Raw genomic sequence first — 24,193 nt, 5'->3', positions numbered from 1 at the left:
TTTTCATTATATATCTGATTAATCGTAGTATCTCTATCAATCATCTTATTTTATATTGCACTTATTTTCAAGCGAATTCTTAAAAACGAAAACCAAATAATTTTATATCCTAATGTTTTTTAAACTTACCTACTTTTGTTAATCTGTTCGGCAGCTTCGGTACCTTGCCCGTTGTCCGGATAATTGCCCCTGCATCGCAGGCATCTATACATTTTCCGCATTTATCGCAGTCGAAATCGTCAATCATATGGATGTATTTCGGCTTTCCTTCGATACAGTCTTTTGGACATATATCCGCGCATTCCCCGCAGCCTTCGCATGCTGACGGATTGATATAGATATTGACGAAAGAACTGCACACACCCGCCGGACAGTTTTTCTTCTTGATATGTGACTTGTATTCCTCTTCAAACAGTTCCACGGCCCAAAGGGCTGTTTTCGAGGATTCCTGTCCCATCGTACAGGGCGTGGAGATTGTCATTGCCTCACCGATTTCCTTCGTCAGGTCAATAAATTCCATCTTTCCCCTGCCTTCCGTGATTTCCTTCTGCATATGGTGCAGCTGGAGCAGTCCTTCCCTGCAGAAAACACATTTCCCGCAGCTTTGCTTTCTGGATGCGGCAAGCTGCTTCTCTGTCTCACATACTACGCATTCCTTTTCTGACAGAATGTTCAGGACGCCGTTATCGATTCTTGCTTCCTCCACCGTCATTTCTCCCTGTTCGGGCAGATAATACCGGTATCCTGCCTGGATTGCTTTTGCTTCCCCCATATCTGCAAGGTCCGATATTTTCGTGCTGCATGCGGCTTTTTGAAGGTTCCCTCCATTAACAGAGACATAAATTCCTTTTTCGTATGTATCGAGGAACACCTCTGCCAGCTGTGCGGCCGTCACAAGATGAAGCAGTACACAGCCCTTTGATTCACGTATATTCACAAGGCCCGTTACGACTTCGATCCCATACTTTTCTGCCGCGGGCTTCACTGTCTCAAAAAGCTGAGCCTCATATTCCGGGATATGCAGAACCTTTTTATCAGCCCCGGCAACGTATGCGGCAATGGAGATTCCCTCCATTACCTTCTCCGGCTCTGAGCGCAGAATTTCCAGAAGTACACCGGATGTGTCAGCATTATTCAGTGCCGCCACGACTCCCGGTTCTTTCTCTTCCTCCCTGCACTCCTTAAGGGCATTTTCGAAACGGCGGGTAAGTGTTTCCCGGCACAGGCCATATTCCTGCAGCCCTGAAGCTTTTATTTTCTCAATTACCTGTTCTTTACTTAGTCCTACGGCATTTTCTAAAGCACTCATATCCCTAGACCTCCTTACTCTCTGCAAAATCGCCCCACAGGCTTGGCCTGGAAATCTGAAGACGCAGGTCGCACTGCAGACAGCGTCCGGCTTCCGCACAAATATCCGACTCACAGATTCCGTGGTCAAATGGGCCAAAATGGCTGCCGCGATCCTCAGGCGGATCGATTGCCGGCTGTTTCCTCTGTGCATAGCCGAATCCCGGGCACTGGCCGATATAAGGTTCCGGTTTCTTTACGGGTGCAAGAATTTCAGAAATATCCCCGTCTCCTCCCAGATACCGGTCGATCTGGCTTGCTGCTTCTCTTCCTGATTCGATCGCCATGATAACGGATTTTGTCCCGTAGATTGCATCGCCCGCCGCGAAGATTCCCGGAACCGAGGTTGCTTTGTCCTGTTCCATATCATTCACTTTGATGCTGTTGCCCCTTCCGAGTTCCAGTCCGGCTTCCTCTGTAATGTCCGGTCTCTGGCCGACCGCGAAAATAACGGTGTCCGCATCAATGTGGTGTTCAGAGCCTTCTTCTTTTTCGATGATCGCACGGCGGTTCTCATCAAAGGTAAAGGACTTCACATTCATGAAATCAACCCCGGTCACATGGTCTGTTCCTGTAATCCGCTCGAAGGTCTGGGCCGGATGTACAAAAATGCCTTCCTCCTGTGCCTGTTCGATTTCTTCATCATCTGCCGTCATCGCATCCCTGGCTTCCAGACATGCCAGATGGATTTCCTCTGCGCCGAGCCGCTTTGCAGTTCTTGCACAGTCAAACGCTACGTTTCCTCCGCCAAGGACAATCACTTTTTTCCCGAGGCCGGTTTCATTTCCGAGGCTTACGGCACGCAGGAAATCTGTATTTATGATGACTCCGTTAAGCCCACTGCCCTCCATAGGCAGGCGTACGCCTTTATGCCCGCCGATTGCCATGAGGACGGCATCGTATTCCTTCAATAATTCTTCCGGTTTCTCTACCTTTGCATTCACTTCGATCTGTACGCCCTGATCCTCAATCACCTTTACTTCATCCGCAATGATTTCTCTTGGCAGACGGTAGGACGGGATTCCATAGGCCATCATGCCGCCGGGAGTGGGTAGTGCTTCTTTTATGGTTACGGCATGGCCCTGTTTGCGCAGATAATAGGCCGCTGTCAGGCCCGCAGGACCTCCGCCTGCAACACAGACTTTCTTTCCTGTATCAGGCAGTTGTTTTCCTTTGCCCTTCCATAAGGAACCCGTGTCATGCTCTGCCGCATACCGCTTGATGTCACGGATGGACATTGCTTCATTGACTTCTTTTCTCTTACACTCCAGCTCACAGGTATGGGTACAGATATGCCCCAGCGCGTTCGGGAACGGCACTTTCTCGCGGATGACCGCTGCCGCCTCGTCGTATTCGCCGTTTTTCACATGGCGGATATAGCGGGGGATGTCTGTATGGGCAGGACAGGCGTACCGGCACGGCACAACCGCATCCTCTTTCTTTACTTCCTGATTCAGCACCTTGTCCCGGATCGTCCCTGTCGGACATACTTCCACACATGCACCGCAGAAGCGGCAGTCTGCATCTTTCAGCAGTTTATCGTGGAGCGTGCCCACATAAGTTTCCATTTCCTTTTTCTGGTAATTCAGGACCTTGACTCCCCTCAGTTCATTACATGCCCGCACGCACCTGCCGCACAGTACACAGCGGTTCATATCGTGCAGGATCAGCGGATTCTCTTCTTTGGGACGGAAACCTTTCGTACGCATCTTAAGCCGCCCGGTTTTCGGTCCGATATACTGGATCAGCATCTGGAGCTCACAATTACCATACTTCGGGCAGGTGGAACAATCTTCGGGATGCCCCGTCAGTAAAAGTTCCAGAGCCAGCATCCGAAGCCGCTCCACTTCCGGCGTTTTCGTATGAATCCGCAGCCCGTCTCTCGCTTTTAGTGTGCAGGCCGTTGTCACCTGGTCTTCTCCTTCTACTTCAACCACACACATCCTGCATGACCCAAGCGGGCTCAAATCCTTGTGGTGGCACAAATGTGGAATATAAATTCCTGCTTCCAATGCACATTCAAGCACATTTTTATTCTCCGGCACGTCCAGCGTTTTCCCATCTATGGTAATGACTGCCATAACACAACCTCCTCTACTTTGGCCTGATTTTCTGCTAACAGGGCTGTAAGACATCCCAGTGTTCCGCCAGCATTTCATTCTCCAGCCGGTATATATCTACTACCCTGCATCTGGTGCTCCCGTCTTCCCCTACATTTTTCAGATAGACCGCCACCATATCTCCTTCTGCGATCATCATCTGGATATTCAGACGAAATTCCGGATGCTCTTTGAATTTTTCTGCAAATGCGCGCTTCAATCCAGCACGCCCCTGCTCTACGCCGGGATTATGCTGGATGTAGTCTTCCCTCACATATAAATCTGCTGTTTCTATCCGGTGCAGGTTAAAAAATTCTTCATAAAACTTTCTGATTACTTCTTTATTCTTATTTTCCAAGGTCTTATCCCCAATAATTTCTTAATCTTCATCCTCTACAAATTCTGCTGCACTCATTCCGGCAATTCTTCCGGTATTGACTGCAAATCCCATCGAGTTGCCGGGAAGCAGGAACATATAGCTGTCATCATAGATGTTGCAGGCATCAGCACCGGCTGCATAAAGTCCCGGAATTGCCTCAAATTCTTTATCACATGCCTCACAGTTTTCATTGATTCTGATACCGCCGACTGTTCCATATCCGCCCGGACGGACTCTCGCCGCATAGAAAGGCTTCTTGGTGATAGGCCTTAAGTATCTCCTCTCTTTAAAGAATTCTTCATCCACACTGTCACAGAAATCATTGTATTCTTCCACGGTCTCTACCAGTGTTTCTTCGTCAATTCCTGTCATCTGTGCTAATTCTTCTATGCTGTCGGCGATAAACAGTCCTTCGTTTCCATTCTCCTGCGCCATCTTTACGCCGTCTGCAAAATCGGATACATCCGGGTCCGGACGAACCAGACATACATTGTCCACACCGTTCTTTATGTAATATCTTACAATGGAGGAGTCCACAATACTGAATGCAACTTTCCCCTTCTGGTGGGATACTACATTAGAGAGGTAGGTGGAATTCTGCATGTGGTCTTCATTCATGATTCTTTTTCCCTGAATGTTTACAAGAAGATTTGGCTGTCCCATCACATTTGCCACACTTCCCGGAAGGTCGTCAATGCCTTCGATGCTTGCTGCCTGCTCGATTCTGACAGGAAGCTTGTCTGCACCTGCCTCCCAGGCCATCTTCAGCCCCTCTCCCATAATTCCCGGGATAGCGAAGTTAAACATGTCAACACCGTGTTCATATCCGGTCTCCTCTTTGATGAACTGTTTATTACATCCTGCACCGCCTGTACAGATAATCGCTGCCTTACATGTAATCTCTACTTCGTTTCCGTCTTTATCAGTTCCGAGTACGCCTGATACACGGCCGTCTTCCATCAGAATTTTCTTTGCCGGTGTCTCAAGGAGTATCTTCACGCCAAGTTCCTGTGCTCTGGCATATAACGCTTTATTCATAAAAGAAGCCGCACGCGGGCCAATGCCCTGGTCTGTCTTAACGATGTGCCATGTTGCCTCGGACTTCGGGAAATAACGGAATGCACCTTCGAATTCAACGCCCATGTCCTCCAGCCATTCAATCGTCTCTGCAGACTGCTCAAAATACCGTTTTACCAGCCTTGCATCTACGTTATAATGTGTATATTCCATGAACATGCCAAAGGCTTTCTCCACACTGATGTCTACCATCTGCTGTTTCTGGTACTTTGTACCGATTCCCAGAGGTCCCATCCCCATATTTGCCGCTCCGCCGACTGCAGCCGCTTTTTCCATTACAATGACATCCGCGCCGTCTTCCGCTGCCTGTACTGCTGCCGATAATCCTGACGGGCCTGCCGCGATTACAACGATCTGGGTTTCATAATTTGCCATAATTTCCTACCTCACTTTTTCTTTCCTAATTTTCTATTCTTCAAATGCGATTGCCTTCCCGGTTCTTGCAGACTCTCTCACACTGTCCATAACGCGGAGCACGCGTCTTACCTGTTCCGGCTTTACAACGATTTCTTCTTCCCCATGAAAAGCCTTCAGAAAATGTTCAAAATAATTTCTGTGTGCCACATCCGTCTCCGGCAGTGCCTCTTCGGACAGCAGCCCCGGTGCCGGAGGGCCGAAGCTTCTGGTCGGACCGGCTGCCGTCATGGTAATCTTGCCCGGTACATTCTCCAGAAGATGGGCTGTACGCACAATCTTCCCCTCACCGCCAAAGCCGTCTATCATCGCAGATCCTGTGTTTCCCCCGATGAACCATGCACGCTTCGGGGTCAGATAATAGGTACCAAGCTCGATTTCCGCAGTCACCCCGTTTTTAAATTTCATAATGATCTTAAAATAGTCATCTACCTTTTCATTGATTACGTTCTGTACATCTGCATACAGCGATACGATTTCGGATTTCACCATATCCAGCATCTGGTCAATTAAATGAACGCCCCAGTCATAGAGCATGCCGCCGCCCATTTCCGGATACACATGCCAGTCATGCATGTTCCCGTTCACACCGTAAAGCTGTGATTTGATAATATACATATCTCCTACGAGCGCCTTGTCATAGACTTCCTTCATAATCCGGTAATCTTTATCCCACCGCCTCTGCTGGTGGACCGTGAAAAGAACATGATTTTCTTTACAGGCTGCGACCATCTCATCGAATTCGGCCACACTCATCGCTGCCGGTTTCTCGCATATGACATGCTTTTTCGCAGCGGCGGCTTTTTTTACCATCTCGGGATGGCTTGGGTTTGGTGTAGATATCATGACTACGTTAATATCCGCACTTTCCAGCATTTCGTCAATGCTGGCATAGGTCTCTACTCCTTCCGGCGCATCTTTGAGCTGCTCCGGATTGGTATCTGCAACTGCCACCAGATCTATTTCATCAAATGTAGCCATCATATCCGCATCGCAGTGCCCCATAAATCCAAAACCGACAATCCCCAATTTCATCTTTTCCATCTGTTTCCCTCTCTTCCGCTATATGCAAATGTATAAACCTGTTTCCTTCCCGCTTTGGAAAGACATATTACTCTTCAATCGCCCTTCTCAATGCTTCCTGATGGCGGCGTACCTGCTCGATGCTGTCCACTCCGATGTCGCGCAGATGTTCCCCGCCCTCATACTCGGAACTTAAATATCCTTTATATCCGGCTTTCTTAAATGCTTCCACGACCTCCGGAATTGCAACTGCAGTCTCCTGATAGTCCTCATGCACGTTATAGAATTTTGCATGTGTATGATAGATGTAGTCAATGTTGTCGACCAGGTCCTGGGGACTTGACCAGGAATAAGTAAAGGAAGCACCCGCATATGCCTTGTCGGCCGGACCTCCGCCTGCCTTTTCTACCGCATCCATCATTTCCTTCATCCCGTTTGCCATGCGGTACTCCATATTCGCTTTTCCGAGGTTCAGGTCATATTTGATCTTCACAAACCCTTTTTCTACTCTCTGCGCATATGCCTCGTCTACAATCTTAATGCATTCCTCGGAAGCTCCCTGCCTTCTTGCTTTATCACGCAGCACATCCGGGATATTCCTGCAGAAGATACCTGTGTCAGGGATAAATCCGAAATATTTCGTGCCTGTCCGGTGAATCATTTCCATATACCCGTCTGCCCATCCGGAATTCAGGGAAAACGGCGCATGTACTTCCAGACCAATCCTTACGTTCTTTTCCTCCGCATATGCAAGACTTCCCTCAATCACATCCATCGGTGTGGAAACCAGTGTACGCAGATTGTGAAAACCAAGCAGAGAAGCCAGACGGATATCCCGTTTCATCATATTAATCTGCTCTCCCAGAGAAAGCATGCGGTTGTCATAAATGTGGTTTTCCAGAAACGCATCGTAGCAGGACGGTTCCAGATTATATTTCTCCAACCATCCAAACCACTGGTCCCTGAATTCTTCCGTCTCAATCGGCAGCGGAAAACGGCGGATCATCTGCTCTGCGAGAAGTTCTACTCCTGTCGCCCCCGTTTTAGCAGTTTCTCTTAAACATCCTTCCAGATCTAATTTTCCATCATAGTATTCATCCTGATAACTATAAAGGGACACACTTCTTTTTATATCACAGCCCATTACCCGTTCCTCCTATTCAATCTCAAAATCTGCTTCACAAACCGCTTCTATCTGGAACGGCATGTATGAAGGGTCGATCACCTGTACCGCCCTGATGTGGTGCTTTCCTTTAGAAAGTCCGCCCTCTTTCAATACCGTAACCTGCGCATAGTCACCAAATTCCCAACGGTAATCAGAATCCACTACTGTACGCATTTCCTCAAGCGTAAATGTCTCGCCGTTCACCGTAAACCGGATATCCTCTCTTTTCGCATCCTCTCCATCTACATTCACCTTGATATCTCTTACAATAGAAAGCGTAATGCCGCGGTAATACTGCGCTTTAAACTGGAACTGGTATCCCACAGCCACTCCGTCTTCTGTTACATTCTGAAATCCCTGCGGATTATAAATCTGTCTGCCGGCCATTTTAAATCCTCCCTAATCGAAAAATACTTCTTTTCCTGTCTCTGCTGATTTGTAGATTCCTTCCAGAATCTGTGTTACGACGTATGCCTGCTCTGGCAGAACAAGAGGGTCTGTGTCATTGATGATTGCATTGAGCCACTGCTCCTGCTCGCGTACGGCTTCTGCTGCTGCCCCGCCCTCGAAGAAATCGACAACACCTGCCGGTGAAATCGTTTTTTCCATCAGCTGGTTGTGCTCTACTGTGTTATAAATCAGCTCATCCTGCGGATAGCTCCCGCCATGATGGATCTCTGCGCCGCCCTTTGTCCCGCAAAGGGTTGTGGATGCCTCCATAGATTTTAAAACGTTCAGCGCCCATGACGCCTCCAGATAGATCGTAGCTCCGTTTTTCATCTTTACAAGGCCGAATGCAGAGTCTTCTACTTCAAATGTTTCCGGGTCCCACGGTCCGAATACATTTCCTGCCGGTCCGTCTTCCTGACGGCCAAGTTTGTAGAATACCTGTCCGGATACAGACTCTGGCTCATAGTTGTTCATCATCCAGAGGGTGATATCCAGTGCATGGGTTCCGATATCAATCAGAGGTCCGCCGCCCTGAAGCGCCTTGTTCGGGAATACGCCCCATGTCGGTACGGCTCTTCTTCTCAGTGCATGTGCCTTTGCAAAATAAACCTCTCCCAGCTCCCCTGCTTCACAGGAGGCATGCAGCGTCTGTGTATCATCACGCAGACGGTTCTGATATCCAATCGTAAATTTCTTTCCTGATGCTTTCCATGCCTCAATCATCTGCTTCGCGTCTTCTGTGTTGTGTGCCATAGGTTTCTCACACATAACGTGTTTTCCTGCCTGGAAAGCCGCAACAGTAATCGGGCAGTGTGCTACATTTGGTGTACATACATGTACCACGTCAATCTCAATTCCGGTATCTGAAAGCATCTCATTGTAATCGGTGTAAACCTTTGCGCCTTCTGCACCATATTCCTTTGCCGCTTTCTCGGCACGCTCCGGGATAATATCACAAAATGCAACTATTTCCGCCTTATCTGCCTGTGCCTTTAAGGAAGGCATATGTTTCTGATTTGCAATTCCACCACATCCAACAATAGCAATCTTTAATTTTTCCATAACTCATTCTCCTATTCTTAATTTGTTCCCGCACTCATCCGGCCTGCACGCGGCCTGCTGCGGGGGTTATGTCTTACCTTGCCTTTATTATAATCACACAGTCTGTCGAAAACTTTCCTTGAATTAACCTATACCGTTACCGGATTTAGGCTAATTTTTTCCCTGAATTTTTTCAGGACAAAAAAAGCATATCTTTTTTTGTCCTGAAATAGCTGCTGTATACATAGAACTGCACACCAGTCAATTGTTGTCCTATCTTACTTCCCACAAATCCCAATCCTGTCCCATCATTTCCGGTTTCTGACAGGTTGTTTTCATCTCATAAACCGTATTCGTTTCCGCCGCTGTTTCAAATGCATTTAATGCCTCCACAACATGCAGGGAGATTTCAGAAGACAGCCTGCTTTTCCTTCCATCCAGAAGAGCCTGTGCCATATCAGACACACCCAGCCCCCGCATGTTTCCGCGCGGATCCGGGTCTGATGCAAAAAGCGGCTCCTGCTCTGTAATACAGGACTTCTGGTTTGTCATCATCGCTATAATTTTTGCCGGATGCGGTTCTGTGACAGCTCCTACGATTCCTTCCAGTTTCTTTCCGTCGCAGAACTTCACCTGCCCGCCAAACATATTCGGGTCCGGAACGGAAATACTTCCTTCGCTTCCATAGATTTCCATACATGGTAATTCCGAATTCCACACATCAAAACTCATATTTACATTTCCGACTGCCCCGCACACGAATTCTACTATTGCCGTATAGTGTGTCGGTACTTCCGACTCCTGCTGCATTCCTAAAACATTTCGGACCGGCCGCCCCTTTATGGCAAAACATGATATCTTCTTGATCGGTCCCAGCAGCGCAACTAATGTAGTGATATAGTATGGTCCCATGTCGAACATCGGTCCGCCGCCTTTTTTATAGTAGAACCCCGGAGCCGGATGCCACAGTTCGTGTCCCGGACATGTCATATTGGCAGTAAATCCAATCGGTTCTCCAATCTTTCCTTCTTCCATCAAAACCCGGCATGTCTGTGCCCCTGCCCCTAAAAATGTATCCGGTGCACTCACCGCCTTCAACCCTTTTTCTTTTGCAGTCTCCACAACCTTCACTGCATCTTCAAATTTCAGGGTTAAAGGTTTCTCACAGTACAGATGCTTTCCTGCATTCAGGATCTGCATATTCACGTCATAATGTGCTGCAGGGATTGTCAGGTTTAATACAATCTGTATCTTCTCATCTGCCAGAAGTTCCTCTACTGTACATGCTTTCGGAACATTATACTTTGCCTGGGTCATCTTAGCTTTCTCAGGAAACATATCCGCAACTGCAATCAAATCCAGATTCCGATAATGCTGTGTAATATTCGTAAGATACACGTCACTGATTGTTCCGCACCCGATTACGCCAATTCCAATTTTCTTCTCACTCATATTATTACCATCCTTTTATTCATAGATTTTTCCAAGCACCTGTTTTACATAATAGGAAGAGAGACACATTGCTGCCAGATAATCCGGCGCGCCATCGTCTTCAACTGTACACCAGCCCTTGAATCCATGTTTTTTGACAAGCTCCCACAATTCTTTTAAGGGAAGCACTCCCTCCCCCGGCTCCCAGAACCAGCGCCAGCCATCATCACAGATTTCTACATCCTGTCCATGCCTTGTTTCATCCGGCTCACCGTGTGATGCGGTATCCTTCAGGTGGAATGTACAGATACGTTCTGCATATGTATCGTAGAAGTTTAAAAGGTCATCCCCGAGCAGTGCAATCTGTGCGGTATCCAGACAGTAAAAGACATACCGCGGATCTGTCATCTCCAGAAACTTCCTGTGGTTTTCTTTATTTACCGCGCAGAAGAATTCATTGTGGAGTCCGATCTGAATCCCATGATCGACTGCGTAACGTCCGATTTCATTTATCACCTTTGCAGAATTCTTCAGGTCCTCATCGCCTAAAGGCCCCACCCCATAATAATTTCTCGCCGGGCATACATTCAGATGTTTTCCCCCAAAGGCGTGCAGTGTGTCGATGGCATCTTTTCCTGCCTGAAGCACTTCATCATATTTCTCCGGAATCTGTGAATCGTCACAGCCGTGGAACATACCGCTGACTTCTATTCCGTGGTCTTTTGCAAATGCCGTGAATTCTCCCGGTGTCCCGAACAGTCCCAGAATCTCATTCAGGTCCCACGGTGCAATCTCAATCCCATCGTATCCTGCTGCTTTGTGGTAGCGGAGAATCCTGTCCCAGTCCTGATAGTAACAAATATTGGATTTATCCTCATAATAATAATCTCTGAAGTTATCAATCTGTTTATATGGAACGGTTTTCCAGTGGCTCATATGTGATAATTTAATATTTGACATCATTCCCTCCCGCTTATTCCGATAATTTGTTTTGAATGTAGCAGCGCGTCCTCAAAAGAGAACGGTATACATCATTGGAATCTTTACAATTATATATGACTGTTTTGTCATACCCTGCATTTTCCAGCGCCGCTAATACCGCGGGTAAATCTACGCTGCCTTTCCCGATATCGCAGAATACCTTTGCAGCAGTTTTTGCCGGATATTCCGGCAGGGGCTGCAGATAAGCCTCCTGATCGTCTGTAAAACCGGTGTCGGTCAAATGTACGATACCGATTTTTTCCTTATTTGCAGCAATAAACTTTGCAGGATCTGTGCCGGCTATCTTAAGATGTGCCGTATCAATGTCAAGATAAATCTCTTTTCTGCACTGTTTCAGGAATTGCAGTACTGCCTCTCCCCGAAGCAGTCCCCAGTATTCATTTTTCAGACACAGCTTTAAGCCTTCTTCCCCTGCCATTTCTGCAAGGCTGTCAATGACGCGGGCAGTCTGGCTTAGGAACTCTTCTTCCCCATGTGAAGATCCTTCCATCAGTTTCCTCACGGAATAAATGGAGGGTGAGGCAGTCAATACGATTGTCTCTGCGCCCGCTCCTTTTGCAAACTTTATTGCTTCTTCTCCAAAATGACCGAAAGCGCCGAGATACATCTTAAGGTTTCCCTGACAGAAGAGAGATGGATCAAGGTGTACACTGCTGATTTTCTCAATTCCGTTCTTCCTGATTTCTTCCATATATTTCTGCATGGTCCCGTATTTCACCGTGACAGACCGCAGTGTCCGGGGGATTCCGGAACGGCCGCCGAAATCCCATTTTGGCTCATATGGCACTTCTACAGAGGTAAATCCCGCCGCAGCAATCAGCTGGTATAATTCATCCCAGTAATACTTACTTTCTCTCTGATTCCGATTGGGCATTTGATGATTCAAATCCACAGTTTCTGTGCTAAAGCAAGCTTCCATTTTCATGTCCCCCCTACAATTCTTCCTGCATTGCCCTGAACTTCTCTACATACTCGTCAAACCTCGGATAACGGTCTTTTCTGCCCTGCTCCACCTGATGCTCCAGCACACCTGTAAATTTCAGGCGGCTGCGGCTCTGTTCCTCTTCTGAAAACTCGACGCAGACCTTTGTGCCATCCATTTTCAAAGTGCCGTAAATACCGCAGACCGGGCAGCAAACCTGATCTGTCCCGTTCAGTGTCACTTCTTTGCAGTGGCAGACCGGACATACGCCGGGATCGGATTCCCAGGTGATTTCACTGTTTTTCAGATCCAGTGCTTCCACAATCCTTGTACCCATATGTTTCGATTTCTCTAATAATTTCTGATGGTTATCCGGTACATATGCCCCGTAGGCATCCAGCTGGTCGACTACCTTCATATTCAGGCTCATACCGAACAGGTTCATACCCGGAATTCCATAAGCAACCCAGTGCGGGGTTGTCGCGCCGCCGACGGATATATAAGACACGAGATGGCGTTTCAGGCAGTCCGGATTTAGTTCCTCGCCCCCTGTATCCTTGCGGAGCTCATTCTCAAAAAGCATATATGCCTTATCATGGGCAGGACCAAAGCGGTCTATGAAGTTTTTCATCTGCCCGGTCGGTGCCAGCACATACACGGGCGCCGCCACAATAATCGCATCCGCCGCAAGTACGGCATCCGACAACATCTCATAATCATCCTTCTGGCAGCATGTAATCTGCCCTTTTCCGCTCTCAAGCACTCTGGAACATGCCCCGCAGCCAATGCAGGGTTTAATCTCCAGCTTCATCGTATCTATGATCTGTGTTTCGGCGCCTGCGCACTTTGCCGCCTCCACTGCCTCTGTTAAAAATTTCTTACAATTTCCGTTTACCCGTCCAAAATTCAGTCCCAATACTTTCTTCATCTTAAGCCTCTCCTATTCATATAAATGACATGCAACAAAATGGTCCTCTTCCACTTCTTTGAATTCCGGGCTTACTTTAAAGCATCGCTCCGTGGCATTTGGACATCTGGAAGCAAACCGGCATCCCTCGGGTGGTTCAATCGGAGATGTAACTTCTCCCTTCATAACCTGTGCTTCCTTCCCTTTAAAAGCGATATCCGGAATCGGAATTGCGGACAGCAGTGCTTTTGTGTATGGATGGAGCGGGTTCTCAAACAGCCTGTCTGAACTGGTTTTTTCGACCATTTTCCCAAGATAGAGAACGAGAATCTCATCGCTGATATGCTTGACTACAGAAAGATCGTGAGTGATAAATATGTAAGTCAGTCCCAGTTCTTCCTTCAGGTCCATCATCAGGTTCAGGATCTGGGCCTGGATCGATACATCCAGTGCGGACACCGGCTCATCGCAGACGATAAATTTCGGGTTTAACGCAATGGCGCGGGCAATACCGATTCTCTGCCGTCTTCCGCCGTCTAGTTCATGCGGGTAGGTATTCACATACCTGTCGTCCAGTCCGACAATCTCCATCAGTTCGCTGACACGCTCACTCATTTTTTCCTTGCTGTTGTAAAGCTTATGTATTTTCAAAGGTTCTTCAATGATCTGTGAAACCGTCATTTTCGGGTCCAGTGAGGAAAACGGGTCCTGAAAGACAATCTGCATCTGCTTTCTCAGATTCAGCATTTCCTTATCTGGCAGTTTTGTAATATCCTTCCCGTCAAAGATAATCTGCCCACCGGTCGATGGAAGCAGCCGCAGTATTGTTCTTCCGAGCGTGGATTTTCCACACCCCGACTCTCCTACAACACCAAGCGTCTTTCCTTCCTCGAGCCGGAAAGTTACATCATCAACCGCATGCAGCATCCCACGGGGAGTCTCAAAATATTTCATTAAGTTTTTGCATTCAAGCAATATTTTCTTTTCACTCATATTTACATCTCCTCCTCATGAATCTGGTGGCATTGAACCATATGGGTCTCTTTCTGTTTTTGCGGAGGTGTGTCACCCTGGCTGCATATTTCCGAGCATTTCGGACAGCGCGGATGGAACTTACATCCGGCCGGCAGTTCTGACGGATGGGGTGTCAGTCCCTTAATAGGTGTCAGACGCTCGGTGCGTTCAGTAATATTGGGAAGTGATGCAAACAGCCCTTCCGTATATGGATGATGTTCTCTGCTCTTGTCAAAAATATCTTCCAGTGTACCACTCTCTACAATTTCCCCTGCATACATGATCGCAACCTTATCACAAAAGTTTGCCACGATTCCCAGATCGTGCGTAATCAGGATAACGGAGGACCCCAGTTCCTTCTGCAGGGAACGCATCATTTTGATTACCTGGGCCTGAATTGTCACATCAAGTGCCGTCGTTGGTTCATCTGCTATCAGAAGGTCCGGATTACCCGCAATCGCAATAGCTATCATAACCCTCTGTTTCATACCGCCTGAAAATTGGTGCGGATATTCGCTTTTTCGTTCCTTCGCAATCCCTACCATCCTCATGATGTCGTCTACCCGTTTGTTTACCTCGGTCTGGCTTATCTTGGGATTGTGAATCTTGATCACGTCGGCGATCTGGTCCCCTACCCTGAATACCGGATTTAAGCTGGTCATCGGATCCTGAAAAATCATAGAAATCCGTTTTCCCCGTATATTCCGGTACTGCCTTTCCTTCATCCCTGTCAGTTCCTGGCCGTCAAATATGATTTTTCCTTCTGTCTCTACCGCATACTTCGGAAGCAGGCCCATAACAGAAAGTGCAGTCGTCGTTTTCCCTGCGCCTGTCTCCCCGACAAGTCCGAGGACTTCCCCTTTATCCACAGAAAGATTCACGTGGCTGACCGCTCTGGAGATCACCTTATCGGTTGTAAATCTGACGCTATAATCTTTAATTTCTAGTAATTTTTCTCCCATTTTACGCTCCTCCTATGCTCTGCCTTTCAATTGCGGGTCGAGTGCATCACGCAGGCTGTCGCCCAGTGAGTTAATGAATAAGGCTGCAAGTGCCAGAACAAGTCCCGGTACCAGAACCATGTACTGGTTGCGCAGCATGTAGCTTAAGCCGTCAGCCAGCATCGTTCCCCATTCAGGAGTCGGAGCTTTTACACCGAGGCCGACAAATCCTAAGGTTGCCCCCATCATGATATTCATGGATACCTGTGCCGTACCATTGATGATAATAACGCTCGCCAGATTCGGTATCATATGCCGCATCATAATATATCCGGGCTTTGCACCGAGTGCAACCGCCGATTCCACATATTCCATTTTTGCAACACCTAAAGCCACACTTCGTACCATTTTCGTGTGCATGGGCAGTCCTGTGAAAAACAGGGCAAATACAAGCTGGGGAATCCCGTTTCCGAGTGCGGCACAGATAGCCAGTGCCATGACCAGACTTGGAATACAGCTTACAACGTCAATAAAACGCATGATGAGGTTATCAACCCATCCGCCGACCGTGGCACATAAACATGCCAGAAAGGTCGAAATAACAATAGATGCACCTGCTGAAATCAATCCGATCTCCAATGCAGTACGTGTACCATGAATGATTCTGGCAAACATGTCCCTCCCGAAGCCGTCCGTTCCCAGTATGTGTCCGGCCGTTCCCGGTGGCAGGAGCTTGTCCGATGCGACCTGGGTAATTGCCTTGCTGTAAGGAACAATCAGGTCTGCAAAAATTGCAACAAGAACCAGTACTGCAACAACCGCGAGCGATACCACGGCGATCGGCTGCGTCTTCATACGAGCCCATGCCTCTGCCATCTGGCCGCGTTTCTTCATCCTTTTTCTTCCATCTTTTCCCGTATTAGCCATCAATTCGTACCTCCTGCCGTGCTGATTTCTTTTTTCACTTTCTTCTTCCCGGCAAAGCTGCTCCTGATTCTCGGATCCACAACCGCATACAGGATATCAATAATCAATTGTGCACCGATCGTGAATAATGCCAGGATAATCGTACAGGCAAGTATGACAGGCATATCCCTGTTATTAATTCCCTCCAGTACCTTATATCCGATTCCCGGGAATGCAAATACCTGCTCTATCATGACCGCACCACCGATCATGGATGCAAAAGTACCACCAGTCAGGGTAATGATCGGAAGCAATGCATTTTTCAGTGCATCCCGGAAAATAACAACGCTTTCTTTCTGTCCCTTGCTCCGGGATGTCCGCACATAGTCCTGACGGATACAGTCAAGCATCGCACTGCGCACCTGCCGCAGGTAGTTGGCAAGATACGGGAGCAAAAAGGTAAATACCGGCAGAATCCAGCTCTTCCAGCTCTTCATTCCAAACGAAGGCAGCCAGTGCAGGTTTACTGAAAACACAAGGATGAGCATCAGTCCGAGCCAGAAACCGGGGATTGACCCCATAAATTTTGCGGCAATATTTACAATATTGTCATACACCGAATACTGCTTCACCGCACACATGACCCCCATAGGAACTCCGATCAGGATCATCAGCAGTGTTGTCACACCGGCTAGTTTCAGGCTGACAGGAATTCTGTAAAGCACTTCATCTGATACAGCCGCTTTGGATTTGTAGGAAGTTCCGAATTCACCCGTAACGGCACTTTTCACCCAGTTTACAAACTGGACCGGTTTTGGTTTATCCAGGCCAAACCGCTCTGCCATCTCATCATAGTCCTCCTGTGAATATTCAGCCGGCATCATCATCAAGACCGGATCCGCTTCTGAAAGATTGAGAAGAAAGAAAACAAACATCGCAATAAGCAGAAGCAGCACAGGTACCATCAAAATTCTTTTTATAATATATTTCGCCATATATGGTCCCCCTAAATCATCTGATTTAACATTACTAATAAGAAAGGCAGGAACCTGCAGACCCAAGCCCACAGGTTCCTGCCGACGTTTCCTCTTACATTCAGCTGTCCGGTGCAGTATATATATCACATTTCAGACAGTCCTGAACTGTTGCATATTAGTCTTCAGCAACCCACAGATCGCTAAACTGGATTTCAGCACTGACTGGTGATACATATGCACCGCGGATTTTATCAGAGAATGCATAACCTCTGATTACCTGAAGTCCTCCAAGTGCCAGACACTGCTCCTGTACCAGATTTTCAAGCTCTGTCACATTTTTAAAATATTCATCTGTCGTAGTTGAAGATACTACCTTGTCATAAATAGCAACTGCCTCATTATAAGCTGCCTCATCCGCATCTTTTAAGAACATACAAGGCTGTGTTCCACCTTCCAGAAGTCCCATTGTAAATGGTGTCAGCGGTGAAGTCGGATCGTACCCATTGTGTACCGGGAAGCAGTCATATGTACCTGATTTCAGCATACCGTAGCATGTAGCACCGTCATAAGTTACTGTATCAATGTTTGTAAGGCCATGCTCATTAAACTGTGAAACCAGAGCAACTTCTAAATCTGTAAAGTCCGGATCTGCCAGAATTGTAAAGTCAATATCTTCCGGTTTATATCCTGCTTCATCCAGCATCTTAAGTCCAAGTTCCGGGTCATAATCATATTTTTCTGAATATTTTGGTGCCTCGTCTCCTGTAAAATAGCTGTCCGGATGTGGGTATAATCCGTCATACACCAGTTCAGAAAGCGCATCCCAGTCAATCATATGACAGAGTGCTTCACGTACTTTTATGTCCTTTAAGCAGTCTACGGTACGGCAGTTCAGCCAGAACGGATTTTCGCGGTCTTCGATCAGGGCCAGTGTAATTCCGTTATCCAGAAGGTTATTCATAACTTCAATATCCACGGTGTTCATACAGTCAAGCTCGCCGTTAAGCAGGCCCATCATAGCTGTATTCTCGTCCGCAATGATATCGATTTCGCATGTTTCAATATGAGGTGCACGTTCTTTATTCCAGTAATCTTCCCTTGCCTTCAGAACGAATTTCTCGCCGGTTGTATATGATTCAACATAGTAAGGTCCACATCCCACTGCGCTCCTGTTATCTTCCGGTCCGTACTGCTCCAGTGCTTTGTGGGAAACAACGCCATAGATGTTCTGTGTCGGCAGTTCATAGATAAAGGTCGGGTTCGGTGCACTTAAGGTAATCTTCAGTTCATAGTCACTGACTGCCTCATAGCTTTCCACACTGGCAAATGGGCGTGGCTGATATGTCTCCATAACGTCCCATGTAGCAATAAAATCCTGTGCCGTTAAGCCTGACCCGTCAGAAAACGTAACGTCATCCCTCAGTTTAAAGTCCCATACAAGTCCATCGTCTGAAACTTCATAACTTTCTGCAATATTACAACGGATGTCATTCACATCCCCTCTCCACTTTACAAGCAGGTTGTCATAAATCTGATAAGAAAGGACCGCTGCACGGTTATCCATCCACGGTGTATAAATCGGAATGTCATAGTTTGTCCAGTGGTTATAGGTTGTCCCTTCCTGCACGCCCTCCGGCGCCTCTTCTCCCTCATGCCCTGTTGCGTCTACACCTGCCTCGTTGATTTCGATGTCACTTACAGATGCCGGCTTTTTAGACTCCTCACCGCTCTTTGCACTGGTCTCCTTTGTGTCTTTTGAAGATCCGCATCCTGCCATTGCCACCACCATCGTAGCTGCTAATGCACACGCCAGAATCCTTTTTACCATTTTCTTTTTCATACTGTTCCTCCTTTTTTTGATCTTATATTTGTGCTGCATGATAGTTATATTATATTTTTATTCTGATTTTATTTCTTCCCTCCCTGCGCTGTTTTTCTATTGACTTTCATGCAAAAGTCACAGTCACTATTACTTGCAGCATCAAAAACAATAGGTTCATTTTTGATATGTATTTTTATCGCAACATCTGTTTCCTATTTATGGCTTTTATATTGATAATCTAACTTTATAAGCCTGATTTCATATGGCTGTAAGTCGATTTCAAAATTCAAAATATTCTCTGTTGATTCAATCTCTGTGATCTTAATATGGGGCACTGTAATCCGGTTCAGATAATCACTCTCACTTCTGGACAGATTCTTCTTTTTCCCCATCTGCGTCCACAAATCCTGCACACTTCCATGTTCTCTGTTAATAAAACTAGATTTCATCCGGTAGATTCCCGGCTTTACGTTATGGATCTGTACCTTCAGCCGTATGGGTTCCGTATTCTCAAACAACTCATCCACATCCTCTATGCGGATTTTATTTTCCATTACAGTCCTGCCGTGATAGCACAGTCTTTTACTGTTATGGCACACAAGCGTATAACGGCCCTTTTCATTTGTAGTAATCAGCAGATTCTCATTTTTTCCCAGCATGCCTGTATGCAGTTTATTCATAAATTCAAAGGCATAATAGACTGGTTTCTGTATTCCGTCACAGGTAAGCATTCCGTTGTCACCGTTCAGCGCCGTTTCTGTATCATGGTACTCTGTCAAAAGATCTGTCGCATGCCACCAGCCCATAGACTCGACCATGTTCTCTGCCTGTATCAGGTTCTGCATGACGTAAGCACCCATCGCACAACTGTCATTGAGCACATTACGGTTTGAGATCGAATAATTCCACTCTGTCACGTAGATTTTCTGATCTGAGAAACCATTCCGGTCTAAGACCTCTTTCAGCAGTTCTACCTGATGGTTTGTATACTGGGAATCAACGGACTTTTTTACATAATATTTCCCGTCCTTTTCAACTGTTACATAACCGAAACTGTAGACACTGATAAAATCCGGTTCTGCCTCCGGAATTTCCTTCCACTTTGCAAACAGCTCATCATACTGGTAATTCTCATACCCCAGAATAATTCCCGGGCCGCCCAGCCTGATTTTTGGAGAAAGTTCCCTGAGCAGTTTCTTTGCCGTGGGAAAACACTCGAAAAACGTATCACTCTTTTGCGGGTAATGTGTGATATCCCTGCGCATTTCAAACCGCCATGTTTCAAATTCTTCCAGTCCGTACCGGTTAATCAGATGCATAAACCATCTTTTCAGGACATCCTCATATTCTTCCAGCGTCTGGAATAAAATTGTATCCGCTTCCGAGTAGATCTGTTTCTCTACCCTTTCCATCAGAATCACCGGCTTATACCCGATTTCGATATGGGGAATTAAATGTATCTCTAAACAAAAATCCAAAATGCGGTCCAATTGGGTAAAGTTAAGCTGTATATGCTCCTCGTCATCTTTATAAACAAGCTGTCTGAGCATGTTCCACATCCGGATATATTTAAAATTCAGTTTATTCTGTAAAAAATGTATCTGGCTTCGTACATCAGAACGCATTAGGTTCGTAATATCACCCACGTTTAAAATCTCATTACATACACTTTTCAGCGGTCTGATCTGGTCTGCATCTACAACAAGAAGACTGTGGTCCTGTAGGCTTTCCTTCTTCAGGTAATTCTTTTTCTGCCTGATGATCTTTTTCAATTCCCTTTGTTTTTCTTTTGTCATTCGGGTCATCTGACCATCATCTACATTTGTTTCATTCGCTTTGCTGCGATACTCAGACGGTGTCATCTGGTAGCAGTCGCGAAATGCTTTGTTAAATGCTGTAGGTGTTGGATAACCGTTGTCAATCGCAATATTAATGATTTTTTTATTGGAATACACAAGGTCATCTACGGCGTGGAAAAGACGTACATTGTTTAAATATTCAAGAAAACTAATTCCAAAGTTCTGTTTTATATACCGGGATAAATGTGCACTTGACAGATGCATTTGTTCTGCCAGATCATTCAGGCTTAACTGTTTCTGGTAATTCGTCAGTATATAATTCCTGATTTCAATCACCCGGGCATCTTCTTCATTGTTCAGTAACGCCGCTTTCTTCATCTCATTCCTAACCAGGAAGTTACTTGTCAGCAGATAGAGCATCTCATTCATCAGGCTTCTGATACGGAACGCATCTGCTTCTGCCCCGTCAAAATACAGACTCAGAATCTGATCCATGATCTTCCTAAGGAGCATATAGCTTTCTTCATTATCCGTTACTGTGTTGCACCAGAATAAAAGCTGGTTTGTTTTCATGTACTCTGTCAGTATCTGGTAATCAATGAGAAAACGAAGTCCCAGAACCGAATTTTTCCCACTTTTGATCCAGTGCTTTTTGTTCGTGTTGATCAGGATAAAGTCATTTTCAGAAAGTTTGTAACTTTTATTATCAAGCAGGATCTCAACATCCCCTTTTAGAATATAGATGATTTCCAGATCCTGATGCAGATGCGTCCTGCTTTCCCGGTCAGTAATAAACTCCAGATGCATAATTTCTCTCATCAGCAATCCCCGCTTCCTAAAACAGTGCATGAATGAAGTTCATTATTTAATAATTTTATAGTAATCCGGCTTTCTTTCGATTGGTTCCGGGAACCCGTTCTTCGGATATCCGAGGATACAGGACCCGACACCTATGTACTCGCCCTCATATCCGGCCTCTTTGAGCAGTTCCTTTCCCAGATCAGTCTCAAAGGTTTCATAAATCCGGTTGATCCAGCGTGAACCAAGGCCAAGGGCATACGCTGCATTAAACATATTTCCGAGGCACAGGCTTGCGTCCTCCACCGGATTGCCAACTCCCTTTTGGGCTAATACAAGAATAATGGTAGGCGCACCGTAAAATACATCAAACCCTTCCGGAGCCCCTGCAATCTCCGCATTTAATTTGCAAAGCTTCTGAATCCATTCCGGATTCTGTACTGCAATAAAAATGGGTGACTGTTTATTCCCCCCGGACGGTGCATTCATCCCGGCCTCAAGAACAGTAAGCAGCTCTTCATCCGTAATCTGCTCCTTCTTGTACTCCTTTACACTCCGACGCATTTTGATATCAGCTATGGTCTCTTTCATGTGCTTCTTCCTTTCTATTCGATTCGATTTGTTGACTAAATTATAGTTCAGGATTTCCCTTTCTCTCAAACGCCGTTTTGCCTCTTATATATGGCAAATAACGGTATCCGGCAACAATTTCCTCATGAAGTATACAGTAGTAAATTCCAGTTCCATGTGATAGAATTAAAGAAATTAAAAGATGCAACAGAAGCAGAAAAAGAACAGGAACCGGAGCTTTACAAATGGGCAAAGGTTATTGCGGCAAAAAGCTGGGAGGCGATATGTATGGAGACCAAAGGGAATTCCTATATGGAGGCAGCAAAAGACGAATTGGAGAAAATAAACCAGGATGAAAACGAGCGCTACTTATACCTGCGCCGCGAGATGGCTATCAGTGATGAAATAAGCCGCCTGCAGACCGCTGTAAACCAAGGGCGCAGAGAGGGGCTTGAAGAGGGAGACGTTCTAAAATTAATTTCACAGATAAAGAAAAAGTATCTTAAAGGAAAAACATTAGCAGAAATAGCAGAAGATTTAGAAGAATCTGCAGATGATCTTGAAGAAATTTATAATGTTGTAAAGGCAAACTCACAAGATTCCGATGATGTCCTTCTAAAACGAATCAGGCAACCGGATGAGGAAAAACAGCTCTCTGAATATCAGATCAATTAAAGTTAATACACATACACTGGATATAGTTTTGATTCTCTCTGAACGGCTTTACCTGCTGAACGTAGAAGAGAACGGAAGACAAACAGGTTATATGCTTCCTGCTGTCCCCGTTCTCTTCTCCCGTAAGTTGGCATTTTTGATAAATTCTGTAATTTTTCGAAAGTCCCCCCCCCTAGTACTAGACTACCTGTACATCGTTAAAAACGATAGGGGGTCTTGCGTCTTTTTCTGTAAAGCTGTATGTAAATCTCTCCAGATGCAGCCCCTCTATGTGTGCTGCATAAAATGCAGATGCACTAATCTGGCCGATTGAAAAGTATTCAGGTCTTTTGCCTTCGAGTTCCGGTATGCTGTCTGGTATGTCTTTCCAGCCTCCGGGCGCGTGATACGTAATATCATCAAAACGGATGTTTTTTATTTTCCTTTTTCCTGTCCCCAGAACGATAAATCCAGCTGCCGGGTCTGATTTCATTGTATGGTCACTCTCAATCACTATATTTTTGAAATATACTCCGTCAATCCCACGTTCACCATCGTGGGGACTATCATCCAGTACCCCCATCCTGCAATAATTCGATGTTACAAATACAGGTCTGGGGACATTTTTCATCAGCAGACTGCTTATCATAATATTGTGGATTCTGCCGCCCTCAGCCGCCTGAATCTTAAGTCCGCTGCATAAGACATCGTGGAAGATGCAGTTTGATATTGTCACATTTTCTATGTCTCCGCTGTTTAAAAGACCAATGCGGACTGCTGCCCACCTGCTTCTCATAATACAATTATTGATCACAAAATTTTGGCTTACCCTTTCCGCCACTGAATTCTGAATACACAGGGAATCATCGCTGGTATCCAGCATACAGTCTGACACCCGGACATCGCGGCAGCTGTCGAAGTCCAGCCCGTCACCATTAAAGTGTCTGCTTATGATACTGATTCCGGATATCCGGATGTTTTCACATTCAAGAAACGCCGTACTCCATCCGGCAGGCATACGAATATTAAGATCATTCATCCTGATATTCTTACATCTCAAAAAGCGAAACAACATCGGATGCACTATATCAGGATTTCCTTCCTCATAAAAGGCAGCCCCATTGCCGTCAATTATCCCGCCCGATATCCTAATATTTTCCGCATCCTCCGCATAAATGAGGCATCTGTCCAGAAAATGCTCTCCTGCATACCTATTATAATGTGTCTTCGTACTATAGCTTTTAATTTCCGGGCTGCCCAGCAGTACCGCACGTTCACTCAGCCGTATATGCAGGCCGCTCCTTAAGAATAGTGTCCCTGTCAGGTATATACCCTCCGGGAAATAAACTTCTCCATCCGCTGCTGCCGCCTGGTCTGCCGCGTGCTGTATCGCCTGTGTATCGTCCTGTATCCCGTCCCCTGCCGCTCCAAATAATTTCACATTTTCCATAGTCT

21 protein-coding genes are annotated in these 24,193 nt (G+C 46.2%); 1 reads left to right on the top strand and 20 read right to left on the bottom strand.

What is annotated here, in order from left to right; all coding sequences use genetic code 11:
* Positions 1-109: 109 nt before the first annotated feature.
* The 19 genes from A8806_RS12415 to A8806_RS12325 form a co-directional block, all read right to left on the bottom strand.
* Positions 110-1,309: an NADH-ubiquinone oxidoreductase-F iron-sulfur binding region domain-containing protein gene (locus A8806_RS12415; RefSeq protein WP_109731521.1), complete on the bottom strand. Its 1,200-nt coding sequence runs from the start codon at positions 1,307-1,309 to the stop codon at positions 110-112.
* 4 nt (positions 1,310-1,313) lie between these two features.
* A complete protein-coding gene (locus A8806_RS12410) occupies positions 1,314-3,428 on the bottom strand; it encodes an FAD-dependent oxidoreductase (RefSeq protein ID WP_109731520.1) in 2,115 nt (704 codons plus the stop codon).
* 34 nt (positions 3,429-3,462) lie between these two features.
* Positions 3,463-3,804 (bottom strand): nuclear transport factor 2 family protein, encoded by a 342-nt coding sequence (locus A8806_RS12405; protein WP_109731519.1) that lies wholly within the window; start codon positions 3,802-3,804, stop codon positions 3,463-3,465.
* Between the two features lie 21 nt (positions 3,805-3,825).
* On the bottom strand, positions 3,826-5,277 hold the full coding sequence (locus tag A8806_RS12400) for an FAD-dependent oxidoreductase (protein ID WP_109731518.1): 1,452 nt from the start codon (positions 5,275-5,277) through the stop codon (positions 3,826-3,828).
* Between the two features lie 33 nt (positions 5,278-5,310).
* Complete coding sequence (locus tag A8806_RS12395) at positions 5,311-6,360, bottom strand: Gfo/Idh/MocA family protein (protein ID WP_109731517.1); 1,050 nt, start codon at positions 6,358-6,360, stop codon at positions 5,311-5,313.
* A 67-nt stretch (positions 6,361-6,427) separates the two neighbouring features.
* Entirely contained in the window at positions 6,428-7,483 is a 1,056-nt protein-coding gene (locus A8806_RS12390) for a sugar phosphate isomerase/epimerase family protein (protein WP_109731516.1), read from the bottom strand.
* 12 nt (positions 7,484-7,495) lie between these two features.
* The gene (locus tag A8806_RS12385; protein ID WP_109731515.1) at positions 7,496-7,891 is read right to left on the bottom strand and encodes a C-glycoside deglycosidase beta subunit domain-containing protein; all 396 of its coding nucleotides are present in this window, start codon (positions 7,889-7,891) and stop codon (positions 7,496-7,498) included.
* Positions 7,892-7,903: 12 nt separating this feature from the next.
* Positions 7,904-9,016 carry a Gfo/Idh/MocA family protein gene (locus A8806_RS12380; protein WP_109731514.1) on the bottom strand — a complete coding sequence of 371 codons (1,113 nt, stop codon included), beginning with the start codon at positions 9,014-9,016 and terminating at the stop codon, positions 7,904-7,906.
* Positions 9,017-9,268: 252 nt separating this feature from the next.
* Positions 9,269-10,447, bottom strand: coding sequence for a Gfo/Idh/MocA family protein (locus A8806_RS12375; RefSeq protein WP_109731513.1), 1,179 nt, complete (start codon positions 10,445-10,447; stop codon positions 9,269-9,271).
* Positions 10,448-10,462: 15 nt separating this feature from the next.
* Positions 10,463-11,386 carry a sugar phosphate isomerase/epimerase family protein gene (locus A8806_RS12370; protein WP_109731512.1) on the bottom strand — a complete coding sequence of 308 codons (924 nt, stop codon included), beginning with the start codon at positions 11,384-11,386 and terminating at the stop codon, positions 10,463-10,465.
* Between the two features lie 13 nt (positions 11,387-11,399).
* Complete coding sequence (locus A8806_RS12365; protein ID WP_181368697.1) at positions 11,400-12,347, bottom strand: sugar phosphate isomerase/epimerase family protein; 948 nt, start codon at positions 12,345-12,347, stop codon at positions 11,400-11,402.
* Positions 12,348-12,360: 13 nt separating this feature from the next.
* Positions 12,361-13,278, bottom strand: coding sequence for a flavodoxin family protein (locus A8806_RS12360; RefSeq protein WP_109731510.1), 918 nt, complete (start codon positions 13,276-13,278; stop codon positions 12,361-12,363).
* A gap of 12 nt (positions 13,279-13,290) precedes the next feature.
* Entirely contained in the window at positions 13,291-14,250 is a 960-nt protein-coding gene (locus tag A8806_RS12355; RefSeq protein ID WP_109731509.1) for an ABC transporter ATP-binding protein, read from the bottom strand.
* 2 nt (positions 14,251-14,252) lie between these two features.
* Positions 14,253-15,233, bottom strand: a complete 981-nt coding sequence (locus A8806_RS12350; RefSeq protein WP_109731508.1) for an ABC transporter ATP-binding protein — start codon at positions 15,231-15,233, stop codon at positions 14,253-14,255.
* A gap of 12 nt (positions 15,234-15,245) precedes the next feature.
* Complete coding sequence (locus A8806_RS12345; protein ID WP_109731507.1) at positions 15,246-16,139, bottom strand: ABC transporter permease; 894 nt, start codon at positions 16,137-16,139, stop codon at positions 15,246-15,248.
* Positions 16,139-17,113, bottom strand: a complete 975-nt coding sequence (locus A8806_RS12340) for an ABC transporter permease (RefSeq protein ID WP_109731506.1) — start codon at positions 17,111-17,113, stop codon at positions 16,139-16,141. Before A8806_RS12340 ends, A8806_RS12345 begins: the two co-directional genes overlap by 1 nt.
* Positions 17,114-17,270: 157 nt before the next feature.
* The gene (locus A8806_RS12335) at positions 17,271-18,935 is read right to left on the bottom strand and encodes an ABC transporter substrate-binding protein (protein WP_181368696.1); all 1,665 of its coding nucleotides are present in this window, start codon (positions 18,933-18,935) and stop codon (positions 17,271-17,273) included.
* Between the two features lie 194 nt (positions 18,936-19,129).
* Positions 19,130-21,535, bottom strand: a complete 2,406-nt coding sequence (locus A8806_RS12330; RefSeq protein ID WP_181368695.1) for a GH39 family glycosyl hydrolase — start codon at positions 21,533-21,535, stop codon at positions 19,130-19,132.
* Between the two features lie 42 nt (positions 21,536-21,577).
* Complete coding sequence (locus A8806_RS12325; protein WP_109731503.1) at positions 21,578-22,105, bottom strand: nitroreductase family protein; 528 nt, start codon at positions 22,103-22,105, stop codon at positions 21,578-21,580.
* 90 nt (positions 22,106-22,195) lie between these two features.
* Between A8806_RS12325 and A8806_RS12320 the strand changes: the two genes are divergently transcribed.
* Positions 22,196-22,759 carry a PD-(D/E)XK nuclease family transposase gene (locus A8806_RS12320; RefSeq protein WP_109731502.1) on the top strand — a complete coding sequence of 188 codons (564 nt, stop codon included), beginning with the start codon at positions 22,196-22,198 and terminating at the stop codon, positions 22,757-22,759.
* A 178-nt stretch (positions 22,760-22,937) separates the two neighbouring features.
* Here the strand turns inward: A8806_RS12320 and A8806_RS12315 are convergent, their stop codons facing one another.
* Positions 22,938-24,188 carry a glycoside hydrolase family 28 protein gene (locus A8806_RS12315; protein ID WP_109731501.1) on the bottom strand — a complete coding sequence of 417 codons (1,251 nt, stop codon included), beginning with the start codon at positions 24,186-24,188 and terminating at the stop codon, positions 22,938-22,940.
* Between the last annotated feature and the right edge of the window lie 5 nt (positions 24,189-24,193).

This window comes from Faecalicatena orotica (genome assembly GCF_003149245.1).
In the GTDB taxonomy this organism is placed as follows: Bacteria; Bacillota; Clostridia; order Lachnospirales; family Lachnospiraceae; genus Faecalicatena_A; species Faecalicatena_A orotica.
Note: the sequence above shows the minus strand (reverse complement) of the source record. Positions and strands in the feature narration are given on the sequence as shown.